The organism is Microvirga zambiensis WSM3693 (assembly GCF_016735695.1).
Lineage (GTDB): Bacteria > Pseudomonadota > Alphaproteobacteria > Rhizobiales > Beijerinckiaceae > Microvirga > Microvirga zambiensis.
On the sequence record NZ_JAERQD010000009.1, the window covers coordinates 60,976 to 87,925 of the forward strand.

Below are 26,950 nucleotides of genomic sequence, written 5' to 3' on the forward strand. Positions count from 1 at the left end.
AGCCTCAAAGAAACCCCTTCAGCCTCAGCAGCCCCAGCGTCGCCACCGTCGCCGCGTCCTTGATCGCGCCGCCGGAGATCATCGTCAGCACCTCGTCGATGGGGAAGGCGCGGCTGATCATGTCCTGTTCGGAATGCTCGCGGCGGGCCTCGCCCTGCCGCAGGCCCTGGGCGAGATAGATGTGAAAGCCCTGGTTCGAGTAGCCGTAGCATTCGAACAGGTGGCCGACGGGCCGCATGATCTCCGCCGTCAGCCCCGTCTCCTCCCGCAGCTCGGCCCGGGCGAGTTCCAGCGGGTCGATGCCGGGCGCATCCTCCCAACCGCCCTGCGGCAATTCCCAATAGCGGCCCTTCACCGGATAACGGTACTGCTCCACCAGATGGATCATGCCGTTCTCGACGGGGGCGATGATCGCGAAATCGGCCTTCTCCACCACGCCGTAGATCCCGGGCGTGCCGTCCTGAAGGACGATCGCGTCCTCCCGCAGGCGCATCCAGCGGTTCTCGTAGACGATGCGCGTCGCGGTGGTTCTGATGTTCGGCGCCATGGATCCCCCATACAAGCAAATGGCCGGGCGACAGCCCGGCCACGCTTATACACCGATTGTTCGGTCCGATGCTCTACCGCCCGAAGATGCCCTTGAAGAACTGGGCCATCTTGTTGTGCTTCTTCTTGCGGTCGACATCGGCCTGACTCTTCACCCAGGCGATCTGGACCACGCGCCGCTCGCCGGCGAAGGGCAGATGGCCGTGCCAGGAATGGTCGGAGCGCAGGAAGGCGAACATGGTGCCCATGACAGGCGGCACTTCAAGCTTGAAGCGGTCGTAGTTCTTCTCGTCGTAGAGAACCCGAAGGCGGCCTCCCTCGCCCTGCTCCCACTCGTCGTTCATGTAGACGAGCATGGTCATGACCTTGGACGGGCCGTCCGTGTGGATGGCGCCGTATTTCGGCTGCGACCGTTTCATGATGGTGGTCAGGCGCGGATATTGATGGAGATCCAGGCCGAATTTCTTCGACAGCTCTTCCGTCAGCTCAGGGCCCTCGAGCTCGTCGATGAGCTGCTTGAACCGGCCATGCAGCTTGACCTCATCGACGGTCAGGTAGCCGGGCTTGTCGATGTCTGGGAAATCCCGTCGCAGGTCATCGATCTTGTCCTGCTTCAGAAGGTTTGCTGCCAGCACATAATCATAAGGTTCGTTCGACCGCTCCGCGTTCCGGACAGCAGTCAGATCGATCAGTTCCATGGGCGTCCCCCGAGGCTAAGCTCTATGGGCGCGCAGGGTAACGAAAAGTCGTCCCCTGTAAATCAGGATCTTCACGGAAATTTTATCGCACCCGCCGACAGGCAGGCGCGGCCTCAATGGATTTCGATGACCGGCTCCATGTTGAGGAGCTTGCCGAGCCCCCTCAGACGGCTGGCGAGGCGCTCGTTGGCGAGCGGCTCCAGATGCTCCGGCAATTGCAGCACGACCTGATTGCCGCGGGCGAGAAGCGGCGAGCGCGGCAGTACGCCCTCCATGGCGACCGAGACCGGATAGGCGACCCGCATCAGCGCGGCGAGGAGGCGGGCGCGCTCCAGAAGCCGGGGGCCGGCGAGGGTCTTGATGCGCGAGCTCACCTTGTCGGGCGAAAGCCCCTCGTGCCGGAAGAAGATCGACAGCGCCAGATAGGCGCGTCCCGGATGGTCGAGCCCGGCGAAGGCGCCGTAGGCGATGAGGTTGAGGCTCTGCTCGCCCCGGTAGTCGGGATGGGCGCGCCAGCCGATATCGGCGAGCAGGCAGGCCGCCCGGCGCAGGCGACTGTCATAGACCGTCTCCGGCAGGTTCAGGCTGCGGATGAACGCCTCGGTCCACTGGCACATCTCCTCCCCATGTCGGGGCGAGCGCGAGCGCAGGAGATTGAGGTCGCTCGCCGCCGCGATGAGAGGATCGCGCTCCCGCACCTGCGGGTCGAGCTTGTCGAAGAGCACGCCCTCGCGCACGCCGAAGGCGGAGATCGCCACCTCCTTCGGCTCCCCGAGGCGGATGATCTCCTCGAGCACGATGGCGCCGTAGGCGAGCAGCGGCCGGCGGGCTTCGGAGACGCTCTCGATGTCCTTGAGCGTCTTGGAATCCGCTTCCTCGACGAGGCGCAGGAAGTCGAGACCGTCGTCGGGATCGATGACGTAGGCGTGCATCACATGGAGCGGATAGTCCCGCGCCGCCTGATGCAGCCGCGCCAAAGCGCGCCATGTGCCTCCGACCGCATAGAAGGTGCGTCCGTGCAGGTCTTCGAGATATTCCGGAGCCCGTTCAAGGGCTTCGCGCACGATCTTCTGAGCCCGCTTCAACGAGCCGCCGCTGACATCCTGCAGGGCGAGGCCGCCGAGCGGCATGGTGATTCCCTGCCCGACCTGGGCGCCGTGCACGTCGACCAGCTCCAGGCTGCCGCCGCCCATGTCGCCGACCATGCCGTCGGGCGCATGGAAGCCGGCGATGACGCCGAGTGCGGAGGCCCGCGCCTCTTCGGCGCCGGAGAGCAGGCTGATCGGCTGGCCGCAGGCCTTCTCGGCGGCAGCGAGGAAGGCAGGGCCGTTCGAGGCGTCGCGCGCCGCCGCGGTGGCGAGTACGAAGATATCCGAGACGTTCATGGTCTCGCAGAGAACGCGGAACCGGGCGAGCGCGCGCAGGGCCCGGTCGACCGCATCGTCGTCGAGGCGGCCGGTGGTCGCGACATGGCGGCCGAGGCCGCAGAGGACCTTTTCGTTGTAGATCGGCGTGACGGCCCGGGTCAGACCTTCATAGGCCACGAGGCGGACGGAGTTCGAGCCGATATCGATGATGGCGACGGGACGGCCGAGCTTGAGCCGTCCGGGAGCATCGAAGCTGAGGGCCGGCATGTCAGCGTTGCCCGCGCTTGGCGAGCGCCTTGGGACTGGAGGTCTTGAGGGATTTGCCACGGCCCGACAGACTTGGGTTTGTCATGAAATACTTGTGGGCGTTGAAAGGTTCCTCGCCCTTGGCCGGCACGACCCGCTGGCTCGAGCCGTCGGGAAGGACGTTCCAGCTCTGCTCGTTGTCGAGCAGGTTCGCCAGCATGATCTGATCCAGCACCTGCTGGTGAACCGTCGTATTGACGATCGGCATCAGCGCCTCGACCCGACGATCGAGATTGCGCGACATGAGATCGGCGGACGAGATGTAGACATGGGCCTTCTGATTGGGCAGCCCCTGCCCGTTGCCGAAGGCATAGATCCGCGTGTGCTCCAGGAACCGCCCGACGATGGACTTCACCCGGATGTTCTCCGACAGACCCTTGATGCCCGGACGCAGGCAGCAGATGCCGCGCACGATGAGGTCGATCTGCACGCCTGCGGAACTCGCATCGTAGAACGCATCGATGATGTCGGCGTCGACGAGGGAATTGCACTTGCACCAGATCGCGCCGGGCCGCCCGGCCTTGGCGTGCTCCACTTCTTCGGCAATGTGCTGAAGCAGGCGCTTCTTGAGGTTCAGCGGCGAGACCGCCATGCGCTCGAGCTCCGCCGGCTCCGCATAGCCCGTCACGAAATTGAAGATGCGCGACACGTCCCGCCCGATCACCGGATCGGCGGTGAAATAGGACAGATCGGTATAGATGCGTGCGGTGATCGGGTGGTAGTTGCCGGTGCCGACATGACAATAGGTGATCAGCTGGCTGCCCTCGCGGCGTACCACCATGGACAGCTTCGCATGGGTCTTCAGCTCGATGAAGCCGAACACCACCTGCGCGCCCGCGCGCTCGAGATCGCGCGCCCAGCGGATATTGGCCTCCTCGTCGAAGCGGGCCTTCAGCTCCACGAGCGCGGTGACGGACTTGCCGGCCTCCGCCGCCTCTGCCAGCGCCGCGACGATCGGGGAGTCCGATGAGGTGCGATAGAGCGTCTGCTTGATCGCGACCACGTTCGGATCGCGCGCGGCCTGGCGCAGGAACTGCACCACCGCGTCGAACGACTCGTAGGGATGATGGACGATGATGTCCTTCTCGCGGATCGCGGCGAAGCAATCGCCGCTATGCTCGCGGATGCGCTCCGGGAAGCGCGGATTATAAGGCTTGAACTTGAGGTCCGGCCGGTCGAGCGCCACGAGCTGGGACAGGTCCCGCAGGCCCATCATGCCCTCGACGACGAAGACCTCGTCCTTGGACACTTCCAGTTCCTCGGCCACGAAGAGGCGAAGGTCCTCCGGCATCGCCGCCTCGACCTCGAGGCGGATCACGCTGCCGCGCCGGCGCTGCTTGAGCGCGGTCTCGAACAGGCGCACCAGATCCTCGGCCTCTTCCTCGACCTCGATATCGGAATCGCGGATCACCCGGAAGGCACCCTGCCCCTGCACCTCGTAGCCGGGAAAGAGCCGGCTCGTGTAGAGCACGATCATCTGCTCGAGCGCGATGAAGCGCGTGGCGCCGGTTTCCGCAAAATCCGGCAGGCGGATGAAGCGCTCCGCCCGCGACGGCAGGCGGATCAGCGCGTTCAGCACCTTGCCGTCGCTCTGACGCACGAGTTTCAGCGCGATGGACGAGCCGAGATTGGGGATGAACGGGAAGGGGTGCGCCGGGTCGATGGCGAGCGGCGTCAGCACCGGGAACACGTGGCTGAGGAAGTAATCCTCGAGCCAGGAGGCCTCGGCCTTCGTCAGGCCGGTGCCTTCCGTGAGAACGATCCCCTCCTCCAGCAGCGCGTCGCGCAACTCGCGCCAGCGCCGCTGCTGATCCGAGGCAAGGTTCGAGACGGCGACGGAAATCTTCGCCAGCTGCTCCTGAGGCGTGAGCCCGTCCTGCGAGAGCGTCGCAACGCCCGAGCGCACCTGCCCAATCAGGCCGGCGACGCGGACCATGAAGAACTCGTCGAGATTGTCCGCCGAGATAGACAGGAACCGAAGCTGCTCCAGGAGCGGGTGGCTGCGGTTCGAGGCCTCCTCGAACACCCGCCGGTTGAACTGCAGCCAGGACAGCTCGCGGTTGATGTAGCGCTGCGGGAATTTCCGCAGCACCGCGCCATCGAGCTCGATATCCGGCGGCGCCTTCGGCAAGGGCGCCTCGCTGATGGTCTCGACCTCTTTCAGGGCAATCGCGCTGCGCACTTCGATCTCCGCCGCATCCTTCTTCGGCGTCCGTTTTGCTCTGGGCTTCGTGACGGTTTCACGACGGTTCGACAACAGGGCGTTGGTCTCGGGCTTCACTCGTTCTCTTCCGTTTCCTGCGCGGCGCCAAGGATCTCCGCCGCGATCGCGCGCGATACGCGCCGACCACGGCTCAGGGCCTCCCGGTCGAGAAGCGCCACGAGGTCGGATGCCTTCGCCAGCGACCGTTCGATCCGCAGAGCAATATAGTCGACAACGGAGGTGTCGACCACGAGTTGCCTGTCGACGAACAGCTTCACCAGAACCGCCTTGAGGAGCGCATCGTCCGGCGCCTCGAGCGATACGCTCGGGGCGAGGCGCAGGCGCGAAAGCAGATCCGGCGTTTTCAGGGACCAGCGGTCGGGCGTCGTCTCGCTCGTGATCAGCAGGAAGGCCTTCTTCTCCCGGGCGAGGTTGAGCAGGTGGAACAGGGCCGCCTCGTCACGCTCCCCCCGATCCATGTCCTCGATGGCGAGAGCGCCGTTCGAGACGAGATGCGGGACCTTGTCCTGCGTGATCGACGAGGCGTCGATGGTCCAGGCATGGGCGTTCGTCGCCCAGATCGAGGCGAGATGGCTCTTGCCGCTGCCGCGCGGACCGATCAGCAGCAGGATCGTATCGGGCCAGTCGGGCCAGCTCTCGATAAGCCCATAGGCCTGCTCGTTCGACGGGCTGACGAGAAAATCCTCGGCGCCGAAGCGCGGGTCGAGGGGAAGATCGAAGGCAAGCTGCTTGGGCGTCTCACGCATCGAGATCGGCCTTGCGGTCGGTCTCGATCTCGATCCGCGTCACCGGCGGCAGGATCATCGCATCCGTGCCGCGATAGAGGGGGCTTGCCAGATATTGCCGCAGGGCAAAGCGCGCGATCACGCCGATGGCGGCGGCAAGCGGAACCGCCAGCAGCAGTCCGACGAAGCCGAAAAGCACGCCGAAGGCGAGGAGCGCGAACATCAGCCAGACCGGATGCAGGCCGACGGAATCGCCCACCAGCTTCGGCGACAGGATGTTGCCTTCCACGAACTGGCCGAAGACGAAGATGCCGAGCGTCGCCGCGATCATGGTCCAGTCGGGCCAGAACTGCACGATGGCGACGCCGACGGAGAGAATGAGGCCCGTGAGCGAGCCGACATAGGGGATGAAGCTGAGAAGCCCCGCCGTCATGCCGATGAGCGCCCCGAAATTGAGCCCGACGAGGGCGAGGCTCACGGCATAGAACGTGCCGAGGATGATGCAGACCAGCGCCTGGCCCCGGACGAAGCCGGCAATCGCCCGGTCGATGTCGCGGGCGATGGTGCGGATCGTCTCCCGGTGACGCATCGGCATCCAGGAATCGACGGTGCGCACCATGCGGTCCCAGTCGACGAGCATGTAGAAGGCCACCACCGGCGTCACCACCAGCAGGGAGAAGATGCCGATCAGCGCCTGCCCGCCCGACCACAGGCCCTGGAGGAAGGCGGTGATCCAGGCGATGCCCTGGCTGATGAGGTTTCCGAGCGAGGTCGGCGCGTTGGGCAGCGCATCCTCGAGGCCGAGCCTGCGCACCAGCGGCCCCAGCTGCTCGCTGCCCAGCTCCTGAAGCCTCGTCACGTAGCCCGGCAGCCTCTCCACGAAAGCGCCGACCTGCTGCGCCGCGAAGGGGACCAGGATCATGAGGGAAATGATGAGGACCAGGACGAAGAGAACCAGGATCAGCAGGCTGGCCCCGAGGCGGCCGACGCCGACCTTCTGCAGCCGGTCGGCCAGGGGGTCGAGCAGATAGGCCAGCGCGAAGCCGGCCACGAAGGGCAGCAGGATACCGCGCAGCAGGAACAGCAGCAGCACCACGACGACCAGCGCCGCTATCCAGAACCCGATCTGCCGTTGGACCGTCATCGGTACTCCATACCCCAAAATCTGGCCTTCAGGTGGTCATGTGCCTCAGCCAGCCCCCGAGATAGGCACCCGCAGAGGCTATGGTCAAGGCAGCGACCAGGAGCATGGCGACGTCCTCGAGCCCGGCGAGTTGTGCGCCGAAGGCATTGGCGGCGAGCGCGTAGGCCGCGAATGCGATCTGGGCGGCCGTGTTCAGCTTGCTCACGAGGAGCGGCTTGATCTCGACCGGGCGGCTCATGACCCAGGACAGAAGCACCGCGGCCACGATCATCACGTCACGCGATACGACGATGATGGCGAGCCAGCTCGGGATGGCGCCGACGATGGCGAGCGTCACGTAGATCGAGACCAGCAGCGCCTTGTCGGCGATGGGGTCGATATAGGCCCCGAACTCGCTCTTCTGGTTGAAATTCCGGGCGATGAACCCGTCGATCCCGTCCGAGATGCCCGCCACCACGAACAGGATGAAGGCCGTGCTCCACTGCTGCTGCATGATCATGACGATCACGAAGGGCACGATGATCAGGCGGCCGATGGTGATGATGTTCGGAATGGTCATCGGCCCGATGATGGCCGGTCGGGGGCCGGAGTTCAATCCGGTCGGCCCGGGGTGGGGATAACGGTCACAAGAGCGGTCATCCCGGGTGGCCGGGGCCACCCGGGATCGGGGACAGGATGTGGCGCAGGTTCACCTCTCCTGATGAGAGAGGGAGACGTGCTGGCTGGCTTACCCATTCACCCAGCCACACCATTCCTGCCTCCCCGCAGGGCAGGGAAATACGATCTGAGTTGGGTGCAGCGAAGAGTGCAGTTCTCAACATTCAAAGCAGATGCTCTATGTTATAAAGTGAGAACGGCAGGACTAAGCCCTTCATGACCCCTCGACTTGCAATCAAAGCGATCTTCATCCTTTTCCTTACTCTACCTGCAGTCTCTCCTGCATCGGCATGCAGGGGTGACTGGTTTGACGAGCAAGAATCGGCTCCGCTCGTTCGAGACGTTCCCTTTCCGGATGTGATTGAAAGCTTACCACGGAGGACTATGCGGATACCCACATCCACATGTGGTCCCTCCAAACATCGGTTTAGTATTTTGTATGGCGATAAGAACGTCGAATGGGCAGAAATCATAATCTCCGACCGGCTAGAGATAGCCGACCGGAGTGGCAACTTAACGGCTGCACCTAGAGAGAATCCTCAGGTTCTTTCAGAAATTGGTCAGAAGCTCGCCAAGATCAAATCTAATTCACAAGAAACAGTAACGCTTTTATCGACAGAGATCGACGGATTTGCCGGGCTTGCTTTTCTTACCCGCAAGGACGCTGGAGCAGAATTCAAGACATTCTTCCTCCCACTTTCAATACCATTAAAATCTATTAGCATCGAATACAATACTTACGATTTCAACGATGCAGAAAGCAGAGCTTTAAATTTCAGGAACACCTATATTAATAGAATAATGTCTTTCATTGCGAAAGAGGGCACACCTGCCAGCACCCGCTAAGCCGTTTCTCTGAAAAGCATGAGTGTTCACATTGGACCTCGCAGTATTCTACCATTAGGTTGCTTCATCGACGCCCTATGTCTTGAATATCTTATTTCAGCTCAAGCTCAGCACTCCCGTATCACCCCAAGATGGAGGTGAGATTAGATGGTAAATTGCTGAATCCCCTTGCCTCCCGCCCCCTCCCGCCTTACTCCCCAGCGCAACACGGGGTGAGCCATGACGACCGAGACGCAGACGAACGGCCTGACCTATGCCCAGGCGGGTGTCGACATCGATGCCGGCAATGCCATGGTCGACCAGATCAAGCCTCTGGTCCGCTCGACGCGCCGGCCCGGGGCCGATGCGGAGATCGGCGGGTTCGGCGGGCTCTTCGATCTCAAGGCCGCCGGCTTCAAGGACCCGATCCTGGTCGCGGCCAATGACGGCGTCGGCACCAAGGTGAAGATCGCCATCGACACCGGCATCCACGACACGATCGGCATCGACCTCGTCGCCATGTGCGTGAACGACATCATCGTGCAGGGCGCCGAGCCCCTGTTCTTCCTCGATTATTTCGCCACCGGAAAGCTCTCGCCGGAGGTCGGCGTCCATATCGTCAAGGGCATCGCGGAGGGCTGCCTCCAGGCCGGCTGCGCGCTGATCGGCGGCGAGACGGCGGAGATGCCCGGCCTCTACGCCAAGGGCGATTACGACCTTGCCGGCTTCGCCGTCGGTGCCGCCGAGCGCGGGACGCTGCTGCCGAAGGACGTGAGCGTCGGCGACGTGCTCATCGGCCTGCCCTCCTCCGGCGTCCATTCCAACGGCTTCTCCCTGGTGCGCCGGATCGTCGAGCATTCCGGCCTCGCCTGGGATGCGCCCGCTCCCTTCGCTTCCGGCAAAACCCTGGCCCAGGCCCTGCTGGAGCCGACGCGGATCTACGTGAAGGCGCTGCTCGAGATGATCAGAGGCGGCGAGGGCATCAACGCGCTCTGCCACATCACCGGCGGCGGCTTCCCGGACAACATCCCGCGCGTCCTGCCCGACGGCGTCGGCGTAAGGCTCGATCTCGACGCCATTGCCGTCCCACCCGTCTTCGGCTGGCTGAGCCGGACAGGCGGCGTGGCGGAGGCCGAGATGCTGCGCACCTTCAATTGCGGCATCGGCATGATCGTGGTGGCGAGCGCCGACAAGGCGGATGACGTCATGGAGCGTCTGCGCCGGGCTGGCGAGAGCCCGGTGCGCATCGGCGAGACTATTGCCCATACCGGCGGTGAGCCTGTGCAGACCTCCGGCTCCCTGAAGCTCTGATGACGCGCCGCCGCGTTGCCATCCTGATCTCGGGCCGCGGCTCGAACATGGTCTCCCTGATCGAGGCCGCGAGCCGCCCGGATTTCCCGGCCGGGATCGCCCTCGTCCTGTCGAACCGGCCCGACGCGGCCGGACTCGAACGGGCAGCGGCGGCCGGCATCGCAACGGCCGTCGTCGATCACAAGGCCCATCCGACCCGCGAGGATTTCGAGCAGGCGATGGAGGCCGAGCTCAAGGCGCACGATATCGCCTTCATCTGCCTCGCCGGCTTCATGCGCGTGCTGACCGACGGTTTCGTAGAGCGCTGGTCAGGCAGGATGATCAACATCCACCCATCCCTCCTGCCGCTCTACCGCGGCACCCAGACTCACCGGCGGGCGCTTGAAGATGGCGTGCTGGTGCATGGCTGCACGGTGCATTTCGTGGTGCCGGAACTCGATGCCGGCCCGATCATCGCCCAGGCCGCCGTGCCCGTGGTGCCGGGCGACACCGCGGATAGCCTCGCCGCACGGGTGATCGTGCAGGAGCACGTGCTTTACCCGAAGGCTTTGCGCATGATCTGCGATGGGACCGCGCGGCTCGACAACGGGCGGGTGGCATTCACACGCGGCTGGAATGCCGACGGAACGCTGCATTCGCCGGGTTAGCGGATCGCCTCGACCAGCGCCGCATCCGGAAAACAGGTCTCGTCACGCCGGCTCTTCGCCTGCCATTGGCCGATGGCGGTGCGGGTGGCGAAGCCGACGAGGCCGTCCACCTTGCCGACATCGTAGCCCTGCCCCTTCAGCCGCTCCTGCATGGCCTGGATATGGCCGCGCCTCAGGCTGTCCACCGGCCGCCACTGGCCCGCAAAGGCCGAGGCGCCGCGCATGCGGTCGGCGAGGTGGCCGATGAAGAGCGCGTAGAGATCGGATTCGTTGTACTGCTTGAGCACGTAAAAGTTCTCGGAGACCAGGAAGGCCGGTCCGAGGCGGCCCGCAGGCATCACCAGGAAGGCGGTCGCATTGCCGCTCCAATCAGGCAAGGCGCCGCCGCCGACGGGCGTCACGCCGAGCCGCCGCCATTCCTGCATGGGCCTGCCCTGCCGTGGACCTTCGAGCGTGCAGGAAACGGCCTGCGGCAGGCTCACCTCGACACCCCAGGGCACATCCGGTTTCCAACCGTGCTCGCGCAGATAATTCGCGATGGAGGCGAGGCTGTCGGGCACCGATTTCCAGACATCCCGCCGCCCGTCCGCATCCGCATCGACCGCGTAGCGCAGGAATTTCGACGGGAGAAATTGCGGCTGGCCCATGGCGCCGGCCCAGGACGACAGCAGGGTCTCGCCGGAAAAATGATCCTCTTCGAGGATCACGAGAGCCGCGAGAAGCTCCGGGTAATACAGCGCGCGGCGACGCCCCATGAAGGCCTGCGTGGCCAGAACCCGCAGAGCCTGGTGCTGCGGCGCGACGCGGCCGAAATGCGATTCCCGCCCCCAGATCGCGACGACGATTTCCCGCGGCACCCTGTATCGTTTCTCGATGCCGTCGAGCGTGTCGGTCCATCGCCGGAGAAGGTCGCGCCCGGTCTTTGCAAGGGAGGCGAGCTGAGCTTCGGCGAAATAGCGCCCCGGTCGCTGGAATTCCGCCTGCCGCTGATCGTCGGGCGGAGCCGTCGTGCCGGGCGGCTGAAGTTCCGGGAGGTCCCAGGCGAGCCCGATCGCCGACAGGTTACGTTCAAAGGTCTCCCGCGAGACGCCCTGCTTCTGCGCATCGGGCCAAACCGTTTGCGCAAGCCAGTCCCGGAATTGCGCCTCGGTGGCTGAGCGCGCGTCCTGTGCGTGGAGCGTCCAGGCTCCTGGGATCGGCAGGCCACAAGCCACGAGAGCCATGAGAACAGCGGCCACGAAACGGGTGAAACTGTGGGGCAAGGGCATGGCGGAAATCTAAAGCATTGGGCTGACCTGGCAAAGCGCCGCCTCGCTCCCGCCCTACTTCGCACGATGACCGAGGATGCCCCCTGAAGGCCGAGCTTCAGATTACCCTGAGACCCCATCCTGAGGAGGTCACGGAGTGACCGTCTCGAAGGAGGTTCCAGAGAGCACTGGAAACGCCCTCGTCCTTCGAGACGGGTCGCTCCTCAGAGGCTGGCTCATAAATCTCTCACCTCATCCTGAGGAGCCACGCAGTGGCGTCTCGAAGGATCGTCCAGTGGTCTCTGGAGACGCCCTCGTCCTTCGAGACGCCGCCTGCGGCGGCCCTCAGGATGAGGGCTTCGGGGGGCGGAATCCCTTTATGAGCCAGCCTCTCAGGATGAGGGCTAGGGGGAATCCCTTGCCGGCCCAGCCTCTCGCGAATTCTACGGGCGCGGGAGCTTGCAGGCGTCGAGCGCGGAGAGGGCCTTGGCGCGGGCGGTGTCGTTGAACACGCCGGTGTCGCGATAGGCCTGCACCTCCTCGGGGCTGAGCGCGCGCATCGTGCGGCCGGCATAGCAGTCGCAGGGAGACTTCAGGGAAGCCTCGCTGACGCCGCTCCGGCTCCTCGCCTGGACGACGGTGCAGGCCTGGCTGACGCGGGCGCGCAGTTGGGCCATGCTCTCGGTCTTGAGCGCCGGATCGGGCTGGTACTGCGTCGGCATGTTGGAAGCGGCAGCGAAGGCTGCGGTCGCACCGACGGACATGGCGGCTGCGGCGAGCACCGCACGGACGGTCGAGATCATGGATAGCTCCCCGAGGAGGAAATCACGTTCGGGATTTTAGAATAGGCTTGACCGTTCAGGATCAAGTGGGAGCTGCAGATAGGCTTAAGAAGGTCTGACCGGCGTCGTGATCAGCCTCACGTCATCACCGGCCTTGTGCCGGTGATCCCGATCAAGAAAAGCGCAGGGCTTCACATGATCGGGATGGCCGGGACAGGCCCGGCCATGACGGGCAGATATTTACTCTCCCTCTCAAGATCAGCCGACAAGCGCCTCATCCCGCAGGCGTTTTCGGGCGATTGGGGGCTCAAGTGAGGGATCGAGATCCGCCTTCTCCAGCGCCACCCGATTGTCGTGGAAAGCCGCGCCGCCATAGGGGGCGACCTGGTCGCCGCCGGTCAGCGTGTTGATGCCGCGCCCGAAGGGGTGGGCGGCGTTGGGCCAGATGCCCTCGGCGATGAGCACGCCGCGGCGCACGCCGTCGAACAGCCTGGCGCGCAAAAAGACCTCGCCGCGATGGTTCTTCAGCTTCACCCAATCGCCCGCGGCGATGCCCTGCGGCTCGGCATCGAGCGGGTGGATCATCACCTCGGGCCGGCGTTCCTTCTCGAGGGATGTCGGCGTCTCGGTGAAGCTGGAATTGAGGAAGTTGCGGGCCGGGCTAGTGGCGAGGCGGAACGGATGCTCTTCGGTCGCCGCCTCGATCACGCCCCAATGGTCCGGGAAGGCCGGCATGCTCGCCCAGGGCCCCATGGCGCCGTTGTTGTAGGACGGCACCTTGGTCCAGTCGGGCTTGAAGCGGAACTTGCCGTCGGGATAGCCGAAACCGTTGAGGAAATGCGCCTCCTCGAAGGGCGGCTGCGCATCGAAATGGACATGCGCTTCGAGGTTCTCGAGCGAGCCCCAGCCGGAATTCCGCAGCGTCCAGTCGATGATCTCGCGCGGCTCCATGGCAAAGCCGCGATGCTCGGCGCCGATCCGCTCGGCGAGGCCGCGAAACACCTCGTGATTCGAGCGGCATTCGCCAGGCGGGTCGATGAGCTTCGGCCCGACCTGGAAATGCTGGTGCCCACCGCCGGAATAGAGATCGTCGTGCTCCATGAACATGGTCGCGGGCAGCACGATGTCGGCCATCAGCGCCGTCTCGGTCATGAACTGCTCGTGGACGCAGACGAAGAGGTCGTCGCGGGCAAATCCCCGCTTCACCTTTTCCTGCTCCGGCGCCACGGAGACCGGGTTGGTGTTCTGGATCAGCATCGCCTTGACGGGCGGCCCGTCATAGAGCGCCTCAGCGTCGCCGGTGAGAACGCGGCCGATCTGCGACTGGTCGAGGATGCGGATGTTCTTGTCGATGGCGTCGTGGCCTTCGATCAGCCCCTTGTTCCAGTGGAAGATGCCGCTGTTGGAATGAAACGCACCGCCGCCTTCATGCCGCCATGCCCCCGTCACCGCCGGGATCGAGGCCGCCGCATGCATGTTGACCACGCCGTTGCGCTGACGCCCGAAGCCGTAGCCGAGACGAAAGTAAGTGCGCTTCGTCGTGCCCACGAGCCCGGCGAAGGCCTCGATCTCCTCCACCGGCAGGCCGGTGATGGCGGAAGCCCATTGCGGATCGCGGCTCTTCAGATGCTCCGCGAGTTCGTGCGGATGGTCGGTATAGCGCTCGAGATAATCCCAATCCGCAAGACCGTCGCGGAAGAGAATGTGCATGACGGCGCAGGCGAGCGCTCCGTCGGTTCCGGGCTTCACGAGCAGGGCCATGTCGGCCTGCTTCATGGTGGCGTTCTGGTAGATGTCGATGGCGACGATCTTGGCGCCGCGCTCCTTGCGGGCCTTCATCGCGTGGGTCATCACGTTGACCTGCGTGTGAACCGGATTCGTGCCCCAGATCACGATGCAGTCGGAGACCGCCATCTCGCGCGGATCGGCGCCGCGCAGATGGCCCGTGCCGGCGACATAGCCGGTCCAGCTCATGGCGGTGCAGATGGTGGAATACTGGCCGGAATATTTCTTCACATGGCGCAGGCGGTTGATGCCGTCGCGCATCACGAAGCCCATGGTGCCGGCGTAGTAATAGGGCCAGACGGATTCGGTGCCGAACTCCCTCTCCGCCTCCAGGAACTTTTGGGCCACGATGTCGAGCGCCTCGTCCCAGGAGATGCGCTCGAACTGGCCCGAGCCCTTCGGGCCGGTGCGCTTCAAGGGGTGGAGCAGCCGGTCTGGGTTGTGGATGCGCTCCGCATAGCGCGCCACTTTGGCGCAGATCACGCCCGCCGTGTAGCTGTTGGTCTTCGCCCCGTGCACCCGCCCGATGGTTCGCCCGTCGATCACCTCCACATCGAGGGAGCAGACGGAGGGGCAATCATGCGGGCAGACGGAGGCGCGGCGTTCGATGCGGGGAGCTTGGTTCATGGCGGGCGCATGATGGGGGAAAGGGCCGGAAATGAAAAGGCCGTCAATCTGCCCTCCCCCTCGCGGGGGATCGAAGGCCGGGTCGGACAGTCGGAGCGCCGTGCTTCGCAACGCTCTCGCCGTCATCACCGGCCTCGTGCCGGTGATCCCGATACATGAAGCGCTGCGCTTTTCCTGATCGGGATGGCCGGGACAGGCCCGGCCATGACGTGGCACGCGCAGCGGCAATCGCTCGCCCTGTTGCGCGCGCCTCTCAGATGACGAAGAAATCCGCTGCCGTCATCTTGAGGCTCTTCTTCAGGATCGCGATCTCGACCTGCGCTTTGCGGCCCGTGCCGTCCTCGTCGTAGAACAGCTTTCCGGTCGCCTTGTCGTAGACGATGCGGTCGTCGCGGTCATGGGCCGCCTTGCCGGCATGGAAGAAACCGGCCTTCATCTTCACAGGCATCTCCGGCGTGCCCTTGCCGATCGTCTTGAAGACCGCGTTGTCGAGCCAGATCGAATCGTCCTTGACCGAGAAATCCTTGATCGTGTCGACATTCGTCTTCTTGTTGGGCCTGGTGTCGAACACGAAGACGTCGCGGCCGCCATCGCCGCGCAGAATGTCCTTGCCGAGCCGGCCCGCGAGGATGTCGGCGCCGGCCCCGCCGGAGAGCACGTCCGCCGCGCTGCCGCCGACGATGCGGTCGTCGGAGCCGCTGCCGGCGGTGCGCTCCGGGTTGACGTCCTCGACATTCACCGTGACGACGCGGTCGTTGAAGAGACCGCCCGCATCGGTGGCGCGGATGGTGAAGGTGTAGGAGCGCGTCTGCTCGTAATCGAGCAGGATGCCGTTCTGCACCACGAGCTGATCGCCGCTGATCGCGAATAAGCCCTGCGGCGCACCGATCAGCGCATAGGTGAGCGTGTCGCCGCCATTGGGATCGCCCGCCGAGAGCCTTCCGACCGGCGTGCCGGGATCGGACAGCTCCTTCAAGCCGCTGCCGACGAGATCCGGCACGGCCGGGGCGCGGTTGGCGGTGGCAATGTGGACGGTGAGTGTACCGGGCGTCGTTGCCAAGCCGTCCGACACCGAGATGGCGAAGGTGGTGGACTCCACATCGCCGACCGGATCGCTGCGATCGCGCGCATCGAATTGAAGGCCCTTCAGCGCGTCGGTCGCGGCGCCGGCGCTGCCGCTGAAGGTGAAGATTCCCCTCTCGGCATTGTAGCGGCCGCCTTTGGTCGCGACGAGCACTCCCTTGGCCTTGTCGTCGAGGGTCACGGTCACCGTCAGCGTATGGCCGTTCGCATCGTTTACCGACGCATCGGCAAACAGCGACAAGAGGCCCGTGTCCACGCCGGTCGGAGCCGGCGGCAGGATCAGAGTCGGCGGCGAGTTCCCGAATTCGACGGTCAAATTCGATGCGCTCGCGCCGCCGCCTGCATTGGCAAGCGTAATCACGATGTCACGCGGGCGGTTCAGTGACGTCCCGTGATGCTCGTACGTGAGGACATGCAGGAGGGCCTCGACGTGTGCCGCCGTAGCACCCTCGTCGAAGGCGATTGACAATCCGGCAGGGCCGCCATCGGCTGTGATCGTGCCGATCGCCGCCCCTTCGACCGATACCACGCTGCCGATGGTCACGCCGTTCGAGAGCGTCACCGGCGAGCCATCGCCGACATCGATGCCGAGACCGTCCTCATCGGCGTCGCGATTGGTGATGATCACGGTCAGCGTGTCGAAACGCCCGGTGGCGTCCTGTACCGTCGCGTCTCCGCCGCGATCGAGACGCACTCTACCTCCGGCCACCACCGAGACTTCGTCGCCATTGAGTCCACCGACATCGGGCGCGCCGGACCGGTAAGTGACGCCATCGGCGATGATCACGTCGATGCCCTGGCGGAAGAGCTGCAACCGCTCGTCCTGGCTGAACGCTCCGACCGTGAGCTCGACGGTCGTTCCGTCCTGCGTCGCATGCATCAGAAGCGCCATCGGAATCTCGTCGACGAGAACCCTTGCATTTGCCGCACCCAAGACAACGCGCCCGATTTTTTCGAGGGTCTTGGCCGTGAGGTCATATGATTGGAGGCTGCTGTTCAGTTCGAGCGTGTTCCGGCCGTCCCCGCCGTCGATGAGGGTGAAGCCGGCCAGGCGTGCTGCATCGCTGACGATCACATCGTCGCCGCTCGAGCCGATCAGCCGCTCGACACTCTCGATGCTGATCGTTGCCGAAAGATCGATGCGGCCGGCCCGCATCACCTGCATCGTGTCGGTGCCGCCATGCCCGGCGATCACGTCGGAAGCGAGCCCGTCCGGATCGACCTCGAGGATGTCGTCAACCGCCGTGCCGATGGCGTATTCCCATGATGAGGAAAGAGCCGTACCTCCGGCCTTCCGGAAGGTGCGCTGTGATATTCCGCTCGACGTGCTGGTATCGGCGTTGTTGTCCTGCCATGTCACCACCCAGCCATCGGACAAGGCCGCCACGCTGGAATAGCGATTGGTGTTGCTGGCGTTGCGCGTCACGACGCGCAGGTCCGGCCCCATCGTCTCGCCGGACGCGTTGTAGTAGCGATGCGCGACTTCGGCACCGGTGCTCCACGTGATCACCCAGCCGCCGTCGGCGAGGGCAGCGATGCCGGGCGCCTCTTGCGTGCCGGTCGTGTATTGCGACACGAGTTCAGCTGGGCCCCGCGCGGTTCCGTTGCTGCTGAACCGCTGCTGATAGATGTCATAACCATTGGCGGCGGTCCCCGTCTGCCATGTCAGGACGAAGTCGCCGCCGGTGAGCGTGGCCACCTTCGGGCGGTTCTGTTCGACACCATCCCCAGCGCCGATGACCACGGGTGGGCCGGCGCGGTTGCGTCCGCTGTCGAAGCGCTGAACGATGATGTCCGCCTGGACGTCCCGATCGAAACCCGTACTCCAGGCCACGACCCAGCCGCCGCCGGTGAGTGTCGCGATGCTGGAATAGTTTTCCCTGCGGTCGAAGGTCTGGTCCAGCGAGGTCACGGTTCCCGGCGTGGCACTTGCCGAGCTGTAGTGCTGCTGCATGATGTCGACCGGCCAGCCGCCCGACCATGTCACCATCCAGCCGCCGTTCGGCAGGCCTGCGATGGCCAGGTTGGCGAAGCCCGGTGTCACCGGGTTGGAGCCGTAGACAGGCAACGTCGCTCCGGCGACGCCGTCAAAACTGTAGCGCTGCTGGGTCACCTCGTAGTATTTGAGATCCTGCCAAGCGATCACCCAGCCGCCATCCGTGAGCGCAGCAACGACCGGGGGATTTTGCTCGCCCGCCGTAGCGTCGTTCACGGGGATGTCACTGGCGTATAGGCGCGTCCCCTGCGCGTCGAAGCGCTGCATGTAGATGCCGGTGCCTTCGGAATCCTGGCCCTGCCAGGCCACCACCCAGCCGCCATCGTTCAGCCGGGCGACGCTCGGACGGCTCTGGTCGCCCGCGGTGATGGTATTGACCCGCGTTTCGGCCCCGGCCCGATAGATGGTGAAAGCCATTGATCCCCCTGATGCCCGGGGCAGGCAGCCCCATAAGTCCGGGAGATCGTTTGCACGCCTACCCGCACGTCATGGGCTCAAATTATTGGAATTATATATCATAACAAGCAGTAAGTGGCATCGATCCGGCGGGAGTGCGCGATTTGACCCCCTGGGGGCGAAAAATGCGGGCGAGGCCTCACAACGGAAAAGGCCGCCCGAAGGCGGCCTGAACGCTGGAGGCGATAGGGCCCGAAGGCGCTTACCCGACGATCTCGTTGCCCGAGAAGAACTGGGCGATCTCGATCTTGGCGTTGTCCTGGCTGTCGGAGCCGTGGACCGAGTTCTCGCCGATGGACTTGGCGTAGAGCTTGCGGATCGTGCCCTCGGCGGCGCTCTCAGGGTTGGTGGCGCCCATGATCTCGCGGTAGCGCAGGACGGCGTTCTCGCCTTCGAGCACCTGCACGACGACCGGAGCGGAGATCATGAAATCCACCAGCTCGCCGAAGAAGGGACGCTCCTTGTGGACCGCGTAGAAGGTCTCGGCCTCGCGGCGGCTCATCAGGATGCGCTTCTGAGCGACGATGCGCAGGCCAGCCTGCTCGATGACCGCGTTGACGGCGCCGGTGAGGTTACGCTCGGTCGCGTCGGGCTTGATGATGGAGAAAGTGCGCTCGATGGCCATGACAGCTCGCTTTGAGGATTATGAGAAATGGTGAAGTGCGGCGCTTATAGCGGCGTGACCCTTAGGCCTCAAGCGCCTTTTGCCCCGGCTGCTTGGAAAGCTTAACCTGCTCCCCTAGTCTCTTGCCCGGTCGGTCTGGAGGAACGAGAAATGAAGCAAGCGATCCTGGCGGCGTTCGGACTGATCGCGCTCGCCCTGCCCGCAAAGGCTCAGTCGGCCGATCCGAGCGGCACGTGGCTGACCCAGAGCGGCGATACCCGTGTGCGGATCGCCAGGTGCGGCACCGTCTATTGCGGCACCATCGTGACCTCCACCTACCAGAAGGACACGAACAATTCGGATCCTGCCTTGCGCGAGCGCCCCATTGTCGGCGTCCGGATGATCTGGGATGCCAAGCCGGAGGGCGACGGCCTCAGCGGCCAGCTCTACAATCCGCAGGACGGGCGAACCTATACGGGCAAGCTCAAGGTGATGACCCCGACCACCCTGCAGCTCTCCGGCTGCGTCCTGGGCGGCCTGATCTGCCGGTCGCAGACCTGGACGAAGGTGAATTGAGCATGGGGCTGGAAAGTCGAGGCACTGCCCCTCATACTGCCTCCCACGTCATCACCGGCGTCGTGCCGGTGATCCCGATCCAGAAAAGCGCCGTGCCTCGCAGAATCGGGATGGCCGGCACGAGGCCGGCCATGACGTGAAGGTCTCATTCCGACCTTGCCTACTGACGCGCCGGATCCTACCGCGCCCTTTGCCCAAACAGGATCGCCTGGACCTTCGGGTCCGTCAGGTCGGTCTTCTCCCGCTCCTCCGAGCTCACCTTGATCCCGCGCTGGACCGCCGGGCGGGCGAGAACGGTTTCGAGCCACCGCTTGGCATGGGGAAACTCGTCGATGTTCTGGCCCTGGCGCTCCCAGAGCTTCGCCCAGGGGGCAATGGCCATGTCGGCGATGGAATACTCGCCCGCCACGAATTCCCGGTCGGCCAGGCGCTTGTTCAGCACCCCATAGAGGCGATTGGTCTCGTTGGTGTAGCGGTCGATGGCGTAGTCCACCTTCTCCGGCGCGTAGATGCGGAAATGGTGGGCCTGTCCGAGCATGGGGCCGAAGCCGCCCATCTGCCAGAACAGCCACTGGTCGACCTCGACGCGCCCTCGTTCGTCCTGCGGATAGAACTTGCCGGTCTTGCGGCCGAGATATTGCAGGATCGCACCCGACTCGAAGACCGAGATCGGCTCGCCACCCGGTCCGTCATGATCGACGATGGCCGGCATCTTGTTGTTGGGCGAGATCGCCAGGAAGTCCGGCTTGAACTGATCGCCCTTGCCGATATTGACGGGCAGGACGGTGTAGGGCAGCCCGCATTCCTCGAGCATGATGGTGATCTTCCATCCGTTCGGGGTCGGCCAGTAATAAAGCTCGATCGGCTGCTGCGGGGAAACCGCCATGGAACGCCTCTCCTTCGATGTCGCTACGGGGCTGCGCTGAGACGTTAGCGCATCGCGCAGAAAAATGGAGCCGGTTTTTCGCAGACGCAAAATGACAGCCCACTCCCGGCGGGGCGATGCTCAACGCATGAGCACCCAGGTGAAGCCGCTCCAGGGGCAGGAAGCACTTGTTCCTATGTTTCGGACAGGTTATCTTATAACGATAAAATCGGGTCTGTGGGGGATCAGTTCATGAACCGCGTTGTGAGTTCGGCTATCGCCGTGGCGATGGCCCTTTCCATGGCCGGCACCGTCGAGGCCGCCGGCGATACGAAACCGAAGCGGGAACCGACTCCCGCCCAGACCGCCGCGCGCGAGCGCATGGCCAGGTGCAGCCTCGAATGGAAGGACGCCAAGGCCAGCGGCAAGCTCGAGAAAGACGCCAACTGGCCGAAGTTCTGGAGCGCCTGCAACACCCGGCTCAAGTCCGAGACGAAGGCCTAGAGGCCCACCCTTCCTCTCATCCGGGGCCGCGCAGCGGAGTGACAGCCGATATCGGGCTCGCTGGCGCTCAAAGCTTCTTCTTGAAGCCCTCGTGGCTGCGGGCGAAGTCCAGGCGCTCGTAAAAGCGATGTGCGTCCTTGCGGGTCTTGTTCGAGGTCAGTTCCATCGCTCTGGCCCCCTGCTCGCGGGCGTAGCCTTCGGCGAAGGCGATCATCCGGGCGCCGATGCCTCCCGAGCGCCGCACTGCCTTCACCTTCACGCTCTCGACCTTGACCCGCAACGCTCCGCGTCCGGTGAGGTTGGGGATGAAGGTGAGCTGAAAGGTGCCGACGATCTCGTCGCCGTCGAGCGCGACGAAGAGCCGGTTTTCGGGACTGCGCGCGATGGCGGCGAAAGCGGCCTCGTAGGCCGGCCGCGTTTCCTCCGACCACAGGTCGCCGTGCGAACCCAGTTCATCCTCCTCGTGCAGGCGGATGATCGCTTCGAGGTCGCTTGCCCGGGCCTCGCGGATCGAGAGGTCGGTCATGCCGCCGCCCGCGATTCCATCGGCAGCAGCTCCGCCCTGGCCTTGAAGCCGGGAGGTGCCTCGATGCGCTGCGTGAAAGCCTGGATCTGGGGATAATCGGCAAGGTCGATGCCGGCTTCACCCGCGAAAGTCACGACCCCATAAACGTCGATATCGGCGATGGTCAGGCCCTCCCCGACCAGCCATTCGCGGCCGGCGAGATGGGTCTCAAGAACGCTGAGACCGGCCTTCGCAGCCTGGATGCAATCCTCGGCCACCTCGGGCGACGCCTTGCGGAAGCCCAGCTTGATCACGCGTGCCTTGTACAGCGGCGCCGCGAGGCGGTCGAAATCCCAGTAGAGCCATTCGCGCACCTGCAGCCGCTCATCGAGATTGGCGCCGCCGAACTTGCCGGTCATGTCGGCGAGATATTCCAGGATCGCCGCCGACTGGCACAGGTGACGGCCGTTGTTCCGGTCGAGCAGAAGGGGCACCTGGCCGTAGCGCTGCCGGGAGAGATGGGGCGGCTGCTTATGCTCGCCCGCCATCATGTTCACGTGCACGTAGTCGAAGGCCTCGCCCATCAGCGACAGGGTGAGCGCGACCTTGTAGGTCGGGCCCGAATAGGCAAACCCGTGCAGTTCGAACCGTGCCGTCATGATGCGCCCCTCCATGAGAAAATTCTGTGGCCCGGGAAGCTAGTCGATTGTGTCGGCTCCTGGAAGGAGCAAAATCCAGCATATGGTGCGGACTTCCGGCTCCGCGCCGAACGATGCGCCAGCCTAGGGATGAGCATCGACAACCGATGCTTCAGGGGGATGTCATGCCCAGCATGGAACGCGAGCGAAAACTGCTGCAGCAGAGCGTGGCTATCGTCGCCGCCATCCCCGTCGCGACGGGGCTATACGGGGTGTTGTTCGGGCAGGCGCTCACGGGCGATGCGGTGTCGATCTCCGCCGAGAGCCATTTCCGGTTCCTGTCCGGCCTTCTCCTCGGCATCGGCCTGTGCTTCTGGAGCACCCTGCCCTCCATCGAGATCAGGACGGGCCGCTTCCGGATTCTGACCCTGCTCGTCGTCATCGGCGGCTTAAGCCGGCTGATCGGTCTCGCACTCACCGGATTGCCGTCCTTCTTCATGGTCGGCGGCCTGGTCGTCGAACTTTTCGTCGCTCCCGTTCTCTGCCTGTGGCAGACCCGCGTCGCCAACCGCTACGCCGAGGAATACGGGGTTGCATAAGCGCCTGCTCGATCAAGACCGCGTCGAAAGGCCATCACTTTATCGGAAGCCCGTACCTCGACAAACATAGGATACCTCCTTGTCCAGCGACATCGCCCCTCAGGGCCTTTGGAAGCTCGGCCTTTTCGCCTGACGACGCATTTCGAGGGCCCGAACGCAGAGCCCACCTTTCGAGCCGATACTCTAGAAGAACGTGCCTCGCCGCGCTGGTTTTGCTATCATAGCCGTCCTTTATCGGACGTAAGGGCCCGAAGGCCCGTGCCGTGGTCTGCTGAAATCCCCATGGCCTGACAGCGCCTCGAAGGAGGCCCCATCATGAGCGAAGACCAGAAACTCCTCGCCGTCCTGCGCCAATCCGCCGACGCCGAGATCGTCGACGCCATCGAAACGCTGATCCGTGACGCGCCCGATCATGAGCTGAACCGGATCAATGCGCTCTCCTTCGCCAGGAAGCGCGGGCTCGATGAGGATCGCGTCATCGCGGCGTTTCTCCATGCCGCCCGGCTCGGCCTGTTCGAGATGTCCTGGAATGTGCTCTGCCCCGGATGCGGCGGCGTGCTCGAGGCCGGGATGAGCCTGAAATCCGTCAACCAGAGCGAATATTGCTGCTCCCTCTGCGCGGCGGGCTACGAGCCGACCCTCGACGAAATGGTCGAGGTCACGTTCACGGTCAGCCCGCGGGTGCGCAAGATCGCGGCGCACGACCCGGATTCGCTGCCGATGCACGAATATATGCGCCAAATCTTCTGGGGTTCGGGCATCGACCTGCCGGAGGATTTCGATCGGATGATCGAGGAGATCGTGCTCGACGCGGTCGAGCTCCCGCCGGGAGAGCGCGCGATCCTGTCCCTGCAGCTGCCGGCGGCATTCGTGATCATCTTCGAGCCTGTCACCCATGCGGCGCAGTTCATCGACGTGAAGGGCGAACCGACCCGCGAGCGGCAGAGCCTGTCGCTCGTGCTCAACGAGACGCACCCGCAGAACCAGACCCTGACCATGCAGCCCGGACCTCTGCGGATCTCGCTCGAAAACCGTACGAACCGCCGTGTCCTTCCGGCGGTGTGGGTGGCCAGCGACGAGCTGCATCACATGATGAAGCAGCGCCGCCAGTTCCTGACCGCAAAGCGTCTTCTGACCAACCAGACTTTCCGCGACCTCTATCGCACCGATACGCTCGACATCGACCAGCGCCTGAAGATCACGAGCCTGACCTTCCTCTTCACGGACCTGAAGGGCTCGACGGAACTCTACGAGCGCGTCGGCGATCTCGTGGCCTACGACCTCGTGCGCGAGCATTTTCGCGTGCTCCAGGACATCGTCGCCTCCGAGACCGGCGCCGTGGTGAAGACCATCGGCGATGCGGTCATGGCGACATTCCCCACGCCGGACCACGGAATCTCCGCCGCCCTGCGCATGCGCGAGGCCATGCGAAGCCTCAACGACCAGCGCGGCCAGGAAGACCTGCTCTTGAAGATCGGCATCCACGAAGGGCCATGCCTCGCCGTCACCCTGAACGACCGGCAGGATTATTTCGGCCAGACGGTGAACATCGCATCGCGGGTGCAAGGCCTTGCCATGTCGCGCTCGATCTTCGCGACCGATTCCGTGGTCGAGCATCCGGAGGCGTCCCAGATCATCGAGACGCGGGGCCTGCAGCCTACCCTGCAAAAGACCGCTTTGCGCGGCCTCAACGACGAATATCTGGTTTATGAGATTCCGTGAGGGAACAACTTCGTCATCCCCGGCCTCGTGCCGGGGGTCCATGCCTTCATGGCGTTAAAGGCGTGGGTGGCCGGGACAGGCCCGGCCATGACGTAGAAAATTACAGCACCTTCTCGAAACGATACTCCACCGACTGCGAAATATCCCCGAGCTGACGCTGCCCGTCGATCTGCACATATCCCAGGCGGCTGTAGAGCCTGTGCGCGGTGGTGAAGCGGGTGTCGGACCACAGGATCAAGCGCGAGGCGCCGCGCATGCGGGCGTGGGTTTCAGCCCTCTGAACGAGACGCGAACCCAATCCCTGTCCGCGCTGGCCGGGACGGACATAGAGCCGGTGCAGTTCAGCAACGCCCGCTTCCGGAAAATCGACGGCGACGCAGGCGCAGATCCGTCCGCGCTCATCCTCGACGGCCCAGAAGGCGCCGCCGGAAGCGGCATAGGAGATGCTCGGCGCGCGCAAGTCCGGCAGGTCGTCATGCGGATCGACGAAGCAGCCGGGATATTCCGCGTAGCAGATCGCGATCAGGCCGAAGATATCCTGCGCATCGGCGTCGACGACGGAGCGGATGATCGGGGCGGAGGAAGCCATTGCAAGGGATGGCGCAGGTTGGGACATGGTTGCGGGCAATCGATCTGTTGGCGGGGCGCGGGCGTTTAAATGGGTTTCGGGAGCACGGATGTCGTGGCTCTACGCCCAAGAAGGAGATCGCGGACGGCTTCGGTGCGGCGCTCGGTGAGGAGGGCGAACGCAAAGGCCGCGACGATTGCTCCGAGTACGAGACCAGCAAAAGCAGCATAGGCAGATGCGCTCGGAGGAACCAGAAGCGAGGGCCATCCGTACCACTCAAGAAGGCCGCCGAGGAAAACGGTGACCGGTACATGGATGAGATAAAGCGAATAGGAAAAATCCGCTCCGATGCGAACCGGGCCAGCGAGCGGGCACCAGGACAGCAAACGCCCGTTTGCGATGGCAAGCGCGGTTCCCAATCCGACCATGAGATCGGTCCCGTAGGGCGGCAGGATCTGCAGGCGCGAGACGACGAAGCCGCATACCACCGCGGCCAATCCGATCAGGCCGACGATAAGCGGCAGATGGCGCTCTCTGACGACCTGGGCTGCCAGCGTTCCTGCGACCCAGATAAGAAACCAGGGCATCCAGCTCAGAAAACCGCCCGCCAGAGTGGAGATCCCTAAGAACAGCAGCGCGACGGCACAGAGCTTGAGCACTTTCGGGAACGTCGCAAGACAAAGACCGAACAGAATGGGGGCGAGAAGATAGAACACCCATTCATAGCCGAGCGACCAGAGCGGCGGATTGAGACCGAGCGGCCTGCAGAAAATCCCCTGCACCGCCGCGACGTTGCAGGCAAGCTGCCCCCAGGTCCAGTCCGAAGTGAGGCCCATGGGCATCAGGGGCCGCTCGCCGAAGAAGCGCGTCTCGATCAGGGTGGATCGCCCGATCCAGTCGAGCAGGAATGTCAGCGCCAATGCCGGCAGAAGGACGATATAGATGCGGGCAAAGCGGCTGGCGAAATAAGTCTTCGCATCGAACCTCTTCCTTTGCAGTGACCGCCAGACGCCACCGCCGACCAGGAAGCCGCTGACCGCGAAGAAGATCGCCACGCCTTCCCGATGAATGCCCGTCAGGAAATAGAAAGCCTTGGTTCCCAATCCCGCCTGCGGGATATCCTGGAAACTGACGAAGAGCAGCCCGCGGGTATGCCCGAAGAGCACCAGCAACGCCGCACCCAGGCGCAGAAGGTCGAGAAACGGCCAATGCGCGCCGCTTGGCGACGCGGCTGAATTAAAGACGGGCTGACTGGCCGCGCTCATGGCCCCTCCACGCCGTCACTGCGGCAATCGTTGTCTCAAGCATGTCGTGCAGCAGGCGGTAGGCCTCCGCAGACAGATGGATGCCGTCGGTGGTGATCCCAGCCCGCGCGGCGCCGTCGGGATCGGCGAAATCCTTCTGCAGATCGAGGATCGCTGCAGCACGGCCGTCGACGATCCGCAGGATGCGACGGCTCAAGGACTCCATGGAATCGGCCAGGTAGAAATTGGAGAGCCTCTTGGAGGGCTCGATCGGCGGCGGCGTCACCGCGACGAAGGGCACGCCTGCATCCTCGAAATGCCGCACGACGCGCTCGAAATGCTCGGCGGCGGCGGCGATGCTTTCCTCGGAGCTGCCCTTCTTGGCGTCGTTCGTGCCGACGAGCAGCACGCCGATGCTCGGCTGCGCCGATTTCAGCAGGCGCGCCACCTTCGGCTCCAGCTCTTCCGTCCAGATGCCGAAATAGCCGGCGTTGAGCACCGGAAGGCCGCCGAGGCTGCTCCAGTAGAAACCCTCGACCAGCGAGTCGCCCAGAAAGAGCAGCCCGCCGGGGCCGACAAGCGTCCGGTGCGTCGCGATCGTGATGTCGCGGATCAACCAATGCGGTGCGAAGGGATTGGGCTGCTGGGTCACGAGATCAGCACCTGCAAAAGCCCGACGGAAACGATTGCTTCCGCCGG

General features: G+C 64.3%; 25 protein-coding genes. 7 read left to right on the plus strand and 18 right to left on the minus strand.

Annotation, left to right across the window (positions count from 1 at the left end; genetic code table 11):
* Window positions 1-4 precede the first annotated feature (4 nt).
* The 7 genes from JKL46_RS09485 to JKL46_RS09515 all read right to left on the minus strand — a co-directional run bounded on the left by JKL46_RS09485 (window position 5) and on the right by JKL46_RS09515 (window position 7,569).
* Window positions 5-547: an NUDIX domain-containing protein gene (locus JKL46_RS09485; protein WP_246529223.1), complete on the minus strand. Its 543-nt coding sequence runs from the start codon at window positions 545-547 to the stop codon at window positions 5-7.
* A gap of 73 nt (window positions 548-620) precedes the next feature.
* The gene (locus tag JKL46_RS09490) at window positions 621-1,244 is read right to left on the minus strand and encodes a 2OG-Fe(II) oxygenase (RefSeq protein WP_201832242.1); all 624 of its coding nucleotides are present in this window, start codon (window positions 1,242-1,244) and stop codon (window positions 621-623) included.
* A gap of 113 nt (window positions 1,245-1,357) precedes the next feature.
* Window positions 1,358-2,878 (minus strand): exopolyphosphatase, encoded by a 1,521-nt coding sequence (gene ppx, locus JKL46_RS09495; protein ID WP_201832244.1) that lies wholly within the window; start codon window positions 2,876-2,878, stop codon window positions 1,358-1,360.
* A gap of 1 nt (window position 2,879) precedes the next feature.
* Window positions 2,880-5,063 (minus strand): RNA degradosome polyphosphate kinase, encoded by a 2,184-nt coding sequence (locus tag JKL46_RS09500; RefSeq protein ID WP_425493251.1) that lies wholly within the window; start codon window positions 5,061-5,063, stop codon window positions 2,880-2,882.
* A gap of 131 nt (window positions 5,064-5,194) precedes the next feature.
* Window positions 5,195-5,887, minus strand: a complete 693-nt coding sequence (locus tag JKL46_RS09505; RefSeq protein ID WP_201832250.1) for a P-loop NTPase family protein — start codon at window positions 5,885-5,887, stop codon at window positions 5,195-5,197.
* On the minus strand, window positions 5,880-7,010 hold the full coding sequence (locus tag JKL46_RS09510) for an AI-2E family transporter (protein ID WP_201832252.1): 1,131 nt from the start codon (window positions 7,008-7,010) through the stop codon (window positions 5,880-5,882). Before JKL46_RS09510 ends, JKL46_RS09505 begins: the two co-directional genes overlap by 8 nt.
* Before the next feature lie 28 nt (window positions 7,011-7,038).
* The gene (locus tag JKL46_RS09515) at window positions 7,039-7,569 is read right to left on the minus strand and encodes a CDP-alcohol phosphatidyltransferase family protein (protein ID WP_201832254.1); all 531 of its coding nucleotides are present in this window, start codon (window positions 7,567-7,569) and stop codon (window positions 7,039-7,041) included.
* 314 nt (window positions 7,570-7,883) lie between these two features.
* Between JKL46_RS09515 and JKL46_RS09520 the strand changes: the two genes are divergently transcribed.
* The 3 genes from JKL46_RS09520 to purN all read left to right on the plus strand — a co-directional run bounded on the left by JKL46_RS09520 (window position 7,884) and on the right by purN (window position 10,450).
* Window positions 7,884-8,513, plus strand: coding sequence for a hypothetical protein (locus tag JKL46_RS09520; RefSeq protein WP_201832255.1), 630 nt, complete (start codon window positions 7,884-7,886; stop codon window positions 8,511-8,513).
* A gap of 219 nt (window positions 8,514-8,732) precedes the next feature.
* A complete protein-coding gene (purM, locus tag JKL46_RS09525; RefSeq protein WP_201832256.1) occupies window positions 8,733-9,803 on the plus strand; it encodes a phosphoribosylformylglycinamidine cyclo-ligase in 1,071 nt (356 codons plus the stop codon).
* Window positions 9,803-10,450 carry a phosphoribosylglycinamide formyltransferase gene (purN, locus tag JKL46_RS09530; protein ID WP_201832258.1) on the plus strand — a complete coding sequence of 216 codons (648 nt, stop codon included), beginning with the start codon at window positions 9,803-9,805 and terminating at the stop codon, window positions 10,448-10,450. The genes purM and purN overlap by 1 nt, the downstream gene beginning before the upstream one ends.
* Here the strand turns inward: purN and JKL46_RS09535 are convergent.
* From JKL46_RS09535 to ndk, 5 genes are all read right to left on the minus strand, one after another.
* Window positions 10,447-11,718 (minus strand): lytic murein transglycosylase, encoded by a 1,272-nt coding sequence (locus JKL46_RS09535; protein ID WP_201832259.1) that lies wholly within the window; start codon window positions 11,716-11,718, stop codon window positions 10,447-10,449. The genes purN and JKL46_RS09535 overlap by 4 nt on opposite strands.
* Window positions 11,719-12,140: 422 nt before the next feature.
* Window positions 12,141-12,500 (minus strand): hypothetical protein, encoded by a 360-nt coding sequence (locus JKL46_RS09540; RefSeq protein ID WP_201832261.1) that lies wholly within the window; start codon window positions 12,498-12,500, stop codon window positions 12,141-12,143.
* A 237-nt stretch (window positions 12,501-12,737) separates the two neighbouring features.
* A complete protein-coding gene (locus JKL46_RS09545; RefSeq protein ID WP_201832263.1) occupies window positions 12,738-14,891 on the minus strand; it encodes a molybdopterin-containing oxidoreductase family protein in 2,154 nt (717 codons plus the stop codon).
* A 253-nt stretch (window positions 14,892-15,144) separates the two neighbouring features.
* Window positions 15,145-18,387, minus strand: a complete 3,243-nt coding sequence (locus JKL46_RS09550) for a cadherin domain-containing protein (protein WP_201832267.1) — start codon at window positions 18,385-18,387, stop codon at window positions 15,145-15,147.
* Between the two features lie 241 nt (window positions 18,388-18,628).
* Window positions 18,629-19,051 carry a nucleoside-diphosphate kinase gene (gene ndk, locus JKL46_RS09555; protein WP_201832271.1) on the minus strand — a complete coding sequence of 141 codons (423 nt, stop codon included), beginning with the start codon at window positions 19,049-19,051 and terminating at the stop codon, window positions 18,629-18,631.
* A 150-nt stretch (window positions 19,052-19,201) separates the two neighbouring features.
* Here ndk and JKL46_RS09560 point away from each other — a divergent pair, with 150 nt between their 5' ends.
* Window positions 19,202-19,606, plus strand: a complete 405-nt coding sequence (locus JKL46_RS09560; RefSeq protein WP_201832273.1) for a DUF2147 domain-containing protein — start codon at window positions 19,202-19,204, stop codon at window positions 19,604-19,606.
* Window positions 19,607-19,784: 178 nt separating this feature from the next.
* Here JKL46_RS09560 and JKL46_RS09565 read toward each other — a convergent pair whose 3' ends face one another.
* Window positions 19,785-20,492 carry a glutathione S-transferase N-terminal domain-containing protein gene (locus JKL46_RS09565; protein ID WP_201832275.1) on the minus strand — a complete coding sequence of 236 codons (708 nt, stop codon included), beginning with the start codon at window positions 20,490-20,492 and terminating at the stop codon, window positions 19,785-19,787.
* A 231-nt stretch (window positions 20,493-20,723) separates the two neighbouring features.
* Between JKL46_RS09565 and JKL46_RS09570 the strand changes: the two genes are divergently transcribed.
* Entirely contained in the window at window positions 20,724-20,975 is a 252-nt protein-coding gene (locus JKL46_RS09570) for a hypothetical protein (protein ID WP_201832277.1), read from the plus strand.
* Between the two features lie 67 nt (window positions 20,976-21,042).
* Here the strand turns inward: JKL46_RS09570 and JKL46_RS09575 are convergent, their stop codons facing one another.
* Together JKL46_RS09575 and JKL46_RS09580 are read right to left on the minus strand one after the other, a co-directional pair.
* Window positions 21,043-21,501 carry a GNAT family N-acetyltransferase gene (locus JKL46_RS09575; protein WP_201832279.1) on the minus strand — a complete coding sequence of 153 codons (459 nt, stop codon included), beginning with the start codon at window positions 21,499-21,501 and terminating at the stop codon, window positions 21,043-21,045.
* Window positions 21,498-22,139 (minus strand): glutathione S-transferase family protein, encoded by a 642-nt coding sequence (locus JKL46_RS09580; protein ID WP_201832281.1) that lies wholly within the window; start codon window positions 22,137-22,139, stop codon window positions 21,498-21,500. Before JKL46_RS09580 ends, JKL46_RS09575 begins: the two co-directional genes overlap by 4 nt.
* Window positions 22,140-22,312: 173 nt before the next feature.
* Here JKL46_RS09580 and JKL46_RS09585 point away from each other — a divergent pair, with 173 nt between their 5' ends.
* A complete protein-coding gene (locus tag JKL46_RS09585) occupies window positions 22,313-22,717 on the plus strand; it encodes a DUF4345 domain-containing protein (RefSeq protein ID WP_201832436.1) in 405 nt (134 codons plus the stop codon).
* A gap of 315 nt (window positions 22,718-23,032) precedes the next feature.
* A complete protein-coding gene (locus tag JKL46_RS09590) occupies window positions 23,033-24,439 on the plus strand; it encodes an adenylate/guanylate cyclase domain-containing protein (protein ID WP_201832283.1) in 1,407 nt (468 codons plus the stop codon).
* A gap of 100 nt (window positions 24,440-24,539) precedes the next feature.
* Here JKL46_RS09590 and JKL46_RS09595 read toward each other — a convergent pair whose 3' ends face one another.
* The 3 genes from JKL46_RS09595 to JKL46_RS09605 form a co-directional block, all read right to left on the minus strand.
* Window positions 24,540-25,028, minus strand: coding sequence for a GNAT family N-acetyltransferase (locus JKL46_RS09595; protein ID WP_201832285.1), 489 nt, complete (start codon window positions 25,026-25,028; stop codon window positions 24,540-24,542).
* A gap of 65 nt (window positions 25,029-25,093) precedes the next feature.
* Entirely contained in the window at window positions 25,094-26,272 is a 1,179-nt protein-coding gene (locus JKL46_RS09600) for an acyltransferase family protein (protein WP_201832286.1), read from the minus strand.
* Window positions 26,244-26,903: a GDSL-type esterase/lipase family protein gene (locus JKL46_RS09605; RefSeq protein WP_201832287.1), complete on the minus strand. Its 660-nt coding sequence runs from the start codon at window positions 26,901-26,903 to the stop codon at window positions 26,244-26,246. Before JKL46_RS09605 ends, JKL46_RS09600 begins: the two co-directional genes overlap by 29 nt.
* Window positions 26,904-26,950: the final 47 nt, after the last annotated feature.

What these genes read in the sequence shown, in the direction of transcription:
- JKL46_RS09485 (WP_246529223.1), bottom strand. Translation starts at nt 547, where the DNA reads ATGGCGCCGAACATCAGAACCACCGCGACGCGCATCGTCTACGAGAAC.
- JKL46_RS09490 (WP_201832242.1), bottom strand. Translation starts at nt 1,244, where the DNA reads ATGGAACTGATCGATCTGACTGCTGTCCGGAACGCGGAGCGGTCGAAC.
- ppx (WP_201832244.1), bottom strand. Translation starts at nt 2,878, where the DNA reads ATGCCGGCCCTCAGCTTCGATGCTCCCGGACGGCTCAAGCTCGGCCGT.
- JKL46_RS09505 (WP_201832250.1), bottom strand. Translation starts at nt 5,887, where the DNA reads ATGCGTGAGACGCCCAAGCAGCTTGCCTTCGATCTTCCCCTCGACCCG.
- JKL46_RS09510 (WP_201832252.1), bottom strand. Translation starts at nt 7,010, where the DNA reads ATGACGGTCCAACGGCAGATCGGGTTCTGGATAGCGGCGCTGGTCGTC.
- JKL46_RS09515 (WP_201832254.1), bottom strand. Translation starts at nt 7,569, where the DNA reads ATGACCATTCCGAACATCATCACCATCGGCCGCCTGATCATCGTGCCC.
- JKL46_RS09520 (WP_201832255.1), top strand. Translation starts at nt 7,884, where the DNA reads ATGACCCCTCGACTTGCAATCAAAGCGATCTTCATCCTTTTCCTTACT.
- purM (WP_201832256.1), top strand. Translation starts at nt 8,733, where the DNA reads ATGACGACCGAGACGCAGACGAACGGCCTGACCTATGCCCAGGCGGGT.
- purN (WP_201832258.1), top strand. Translation starts at nt 9,803, where the DNA reads ATGACGCGCCGCCGCGTTGCCATCCTGATCTCGGGCCGCGGCTCGAAC.
- JKL46_RS09535 (WP_201832259.1), bottom strand. Translation starts at nt 11,718, where the DNA reads ATGCCCTTGCCCCACAGTTTCACCCGTTTCGTGGCCGCTGTTCTCATG.
- JKL46_RS09540 (WP_201832261.1), bottom strand. Translation starts at nt 12,500, where the DNA reads ATGATCTCGACCGTCCGTGCGGTGCTCGCCGCAGCCGCCATGTCCGTC.
- JKL46_RS09545 (WP_201832263.1), bottom strand. Translation starts at nt 14,891, where the DNA reads ATGAACCAAGCTCCCCGCATCGAACGCCGCGCCTCCGTCTGCCCGCAT.
- JKL46_RS09550 (WP_201832267.1), bottom strand. Translation starts at nt 18,387, where the DNA reads ATGGCTTTCACCATCTATCGGGCCGGGGCCGAAACGCGGGTCAATACC.
- ndk (WP_201832271.1), bottom strand. Translation starts at nt 19,051, where the DNA reads ATGGCCATCGAGCGCACTTTCTCCATCATCAAGCCCGACGCGACCGAG.
- JKL46_RS09560 (WP_201832273.1), top strand. Translation starts at nt 19,202, where the DNA reads ATGAAGCAAGCGATCCTGGCGGCGTTCGGACTGATCGCGCTCGCCCTG.
- JKL46_RS09565 (WP_201832275.1), bottom strand. Translation starts at nt 20,492, where the DNA reads ATGGCGGTTTCCCCGCAGCAGCCGATCGAGCTTTATTACTGGCCGACC.
- JKL46_RS09570 (WP_201832277.1), top strand. Translation starts at nt 20,724, where the DNA reads ATGAACCGCGTTGTGAGTTCGGCTATCGCCGTGGCGATGGCCCTTTCC.
- JKL46_RS09575 (WP_201832279.1), bottom strand. Translation starts at nt 21,501, where the DNA reads ATGACCGACCTCTCGATCCGCGAGGCCCGGGCAAGCGACCTCGAAGCG.
- JKL46_RS09580 (WP_201832281.1), bottom strand. Translation starts at nt 22,139, where the DNA reads ATGACGGCACGGTTCGAACTGCACGGGTTTGCCTATTCGGGCCCGACC.
- JKL46_RS09585 (WP_201832436.1), top strand. Translation starts at nt 22,313, where the DNA reads ATGGAACGCGAGCGAAAACTGCTGCAGCAGAGCGTGGCTATCGTCGCC.
- JKL46_RS09590 (WP_201832283.1), top strand. Translation starts at nt 23,033, where the DNA reads ATGAGCGAAGACCAGAAACTCCTCGCCGTCCTGCGCCAATCCGCCGAC.
- JKL46_RS09595 (WP_201832285.1), bottom strand. Translation starts at nt 25,028, where the DNA reads ATGGCTTCCTCCGCCCCGATCATCCGCTCCGTCGTCGACGCCGATGCG.
- JKL46_RS09600 (WP_201832286.1), bottom strand. Translation starts at nt 26,272, where the DNA reads ATGAGCGCGGCCAGTCAGCCCGTCTTTAATTCAGCCGCGTCGCCAAGC.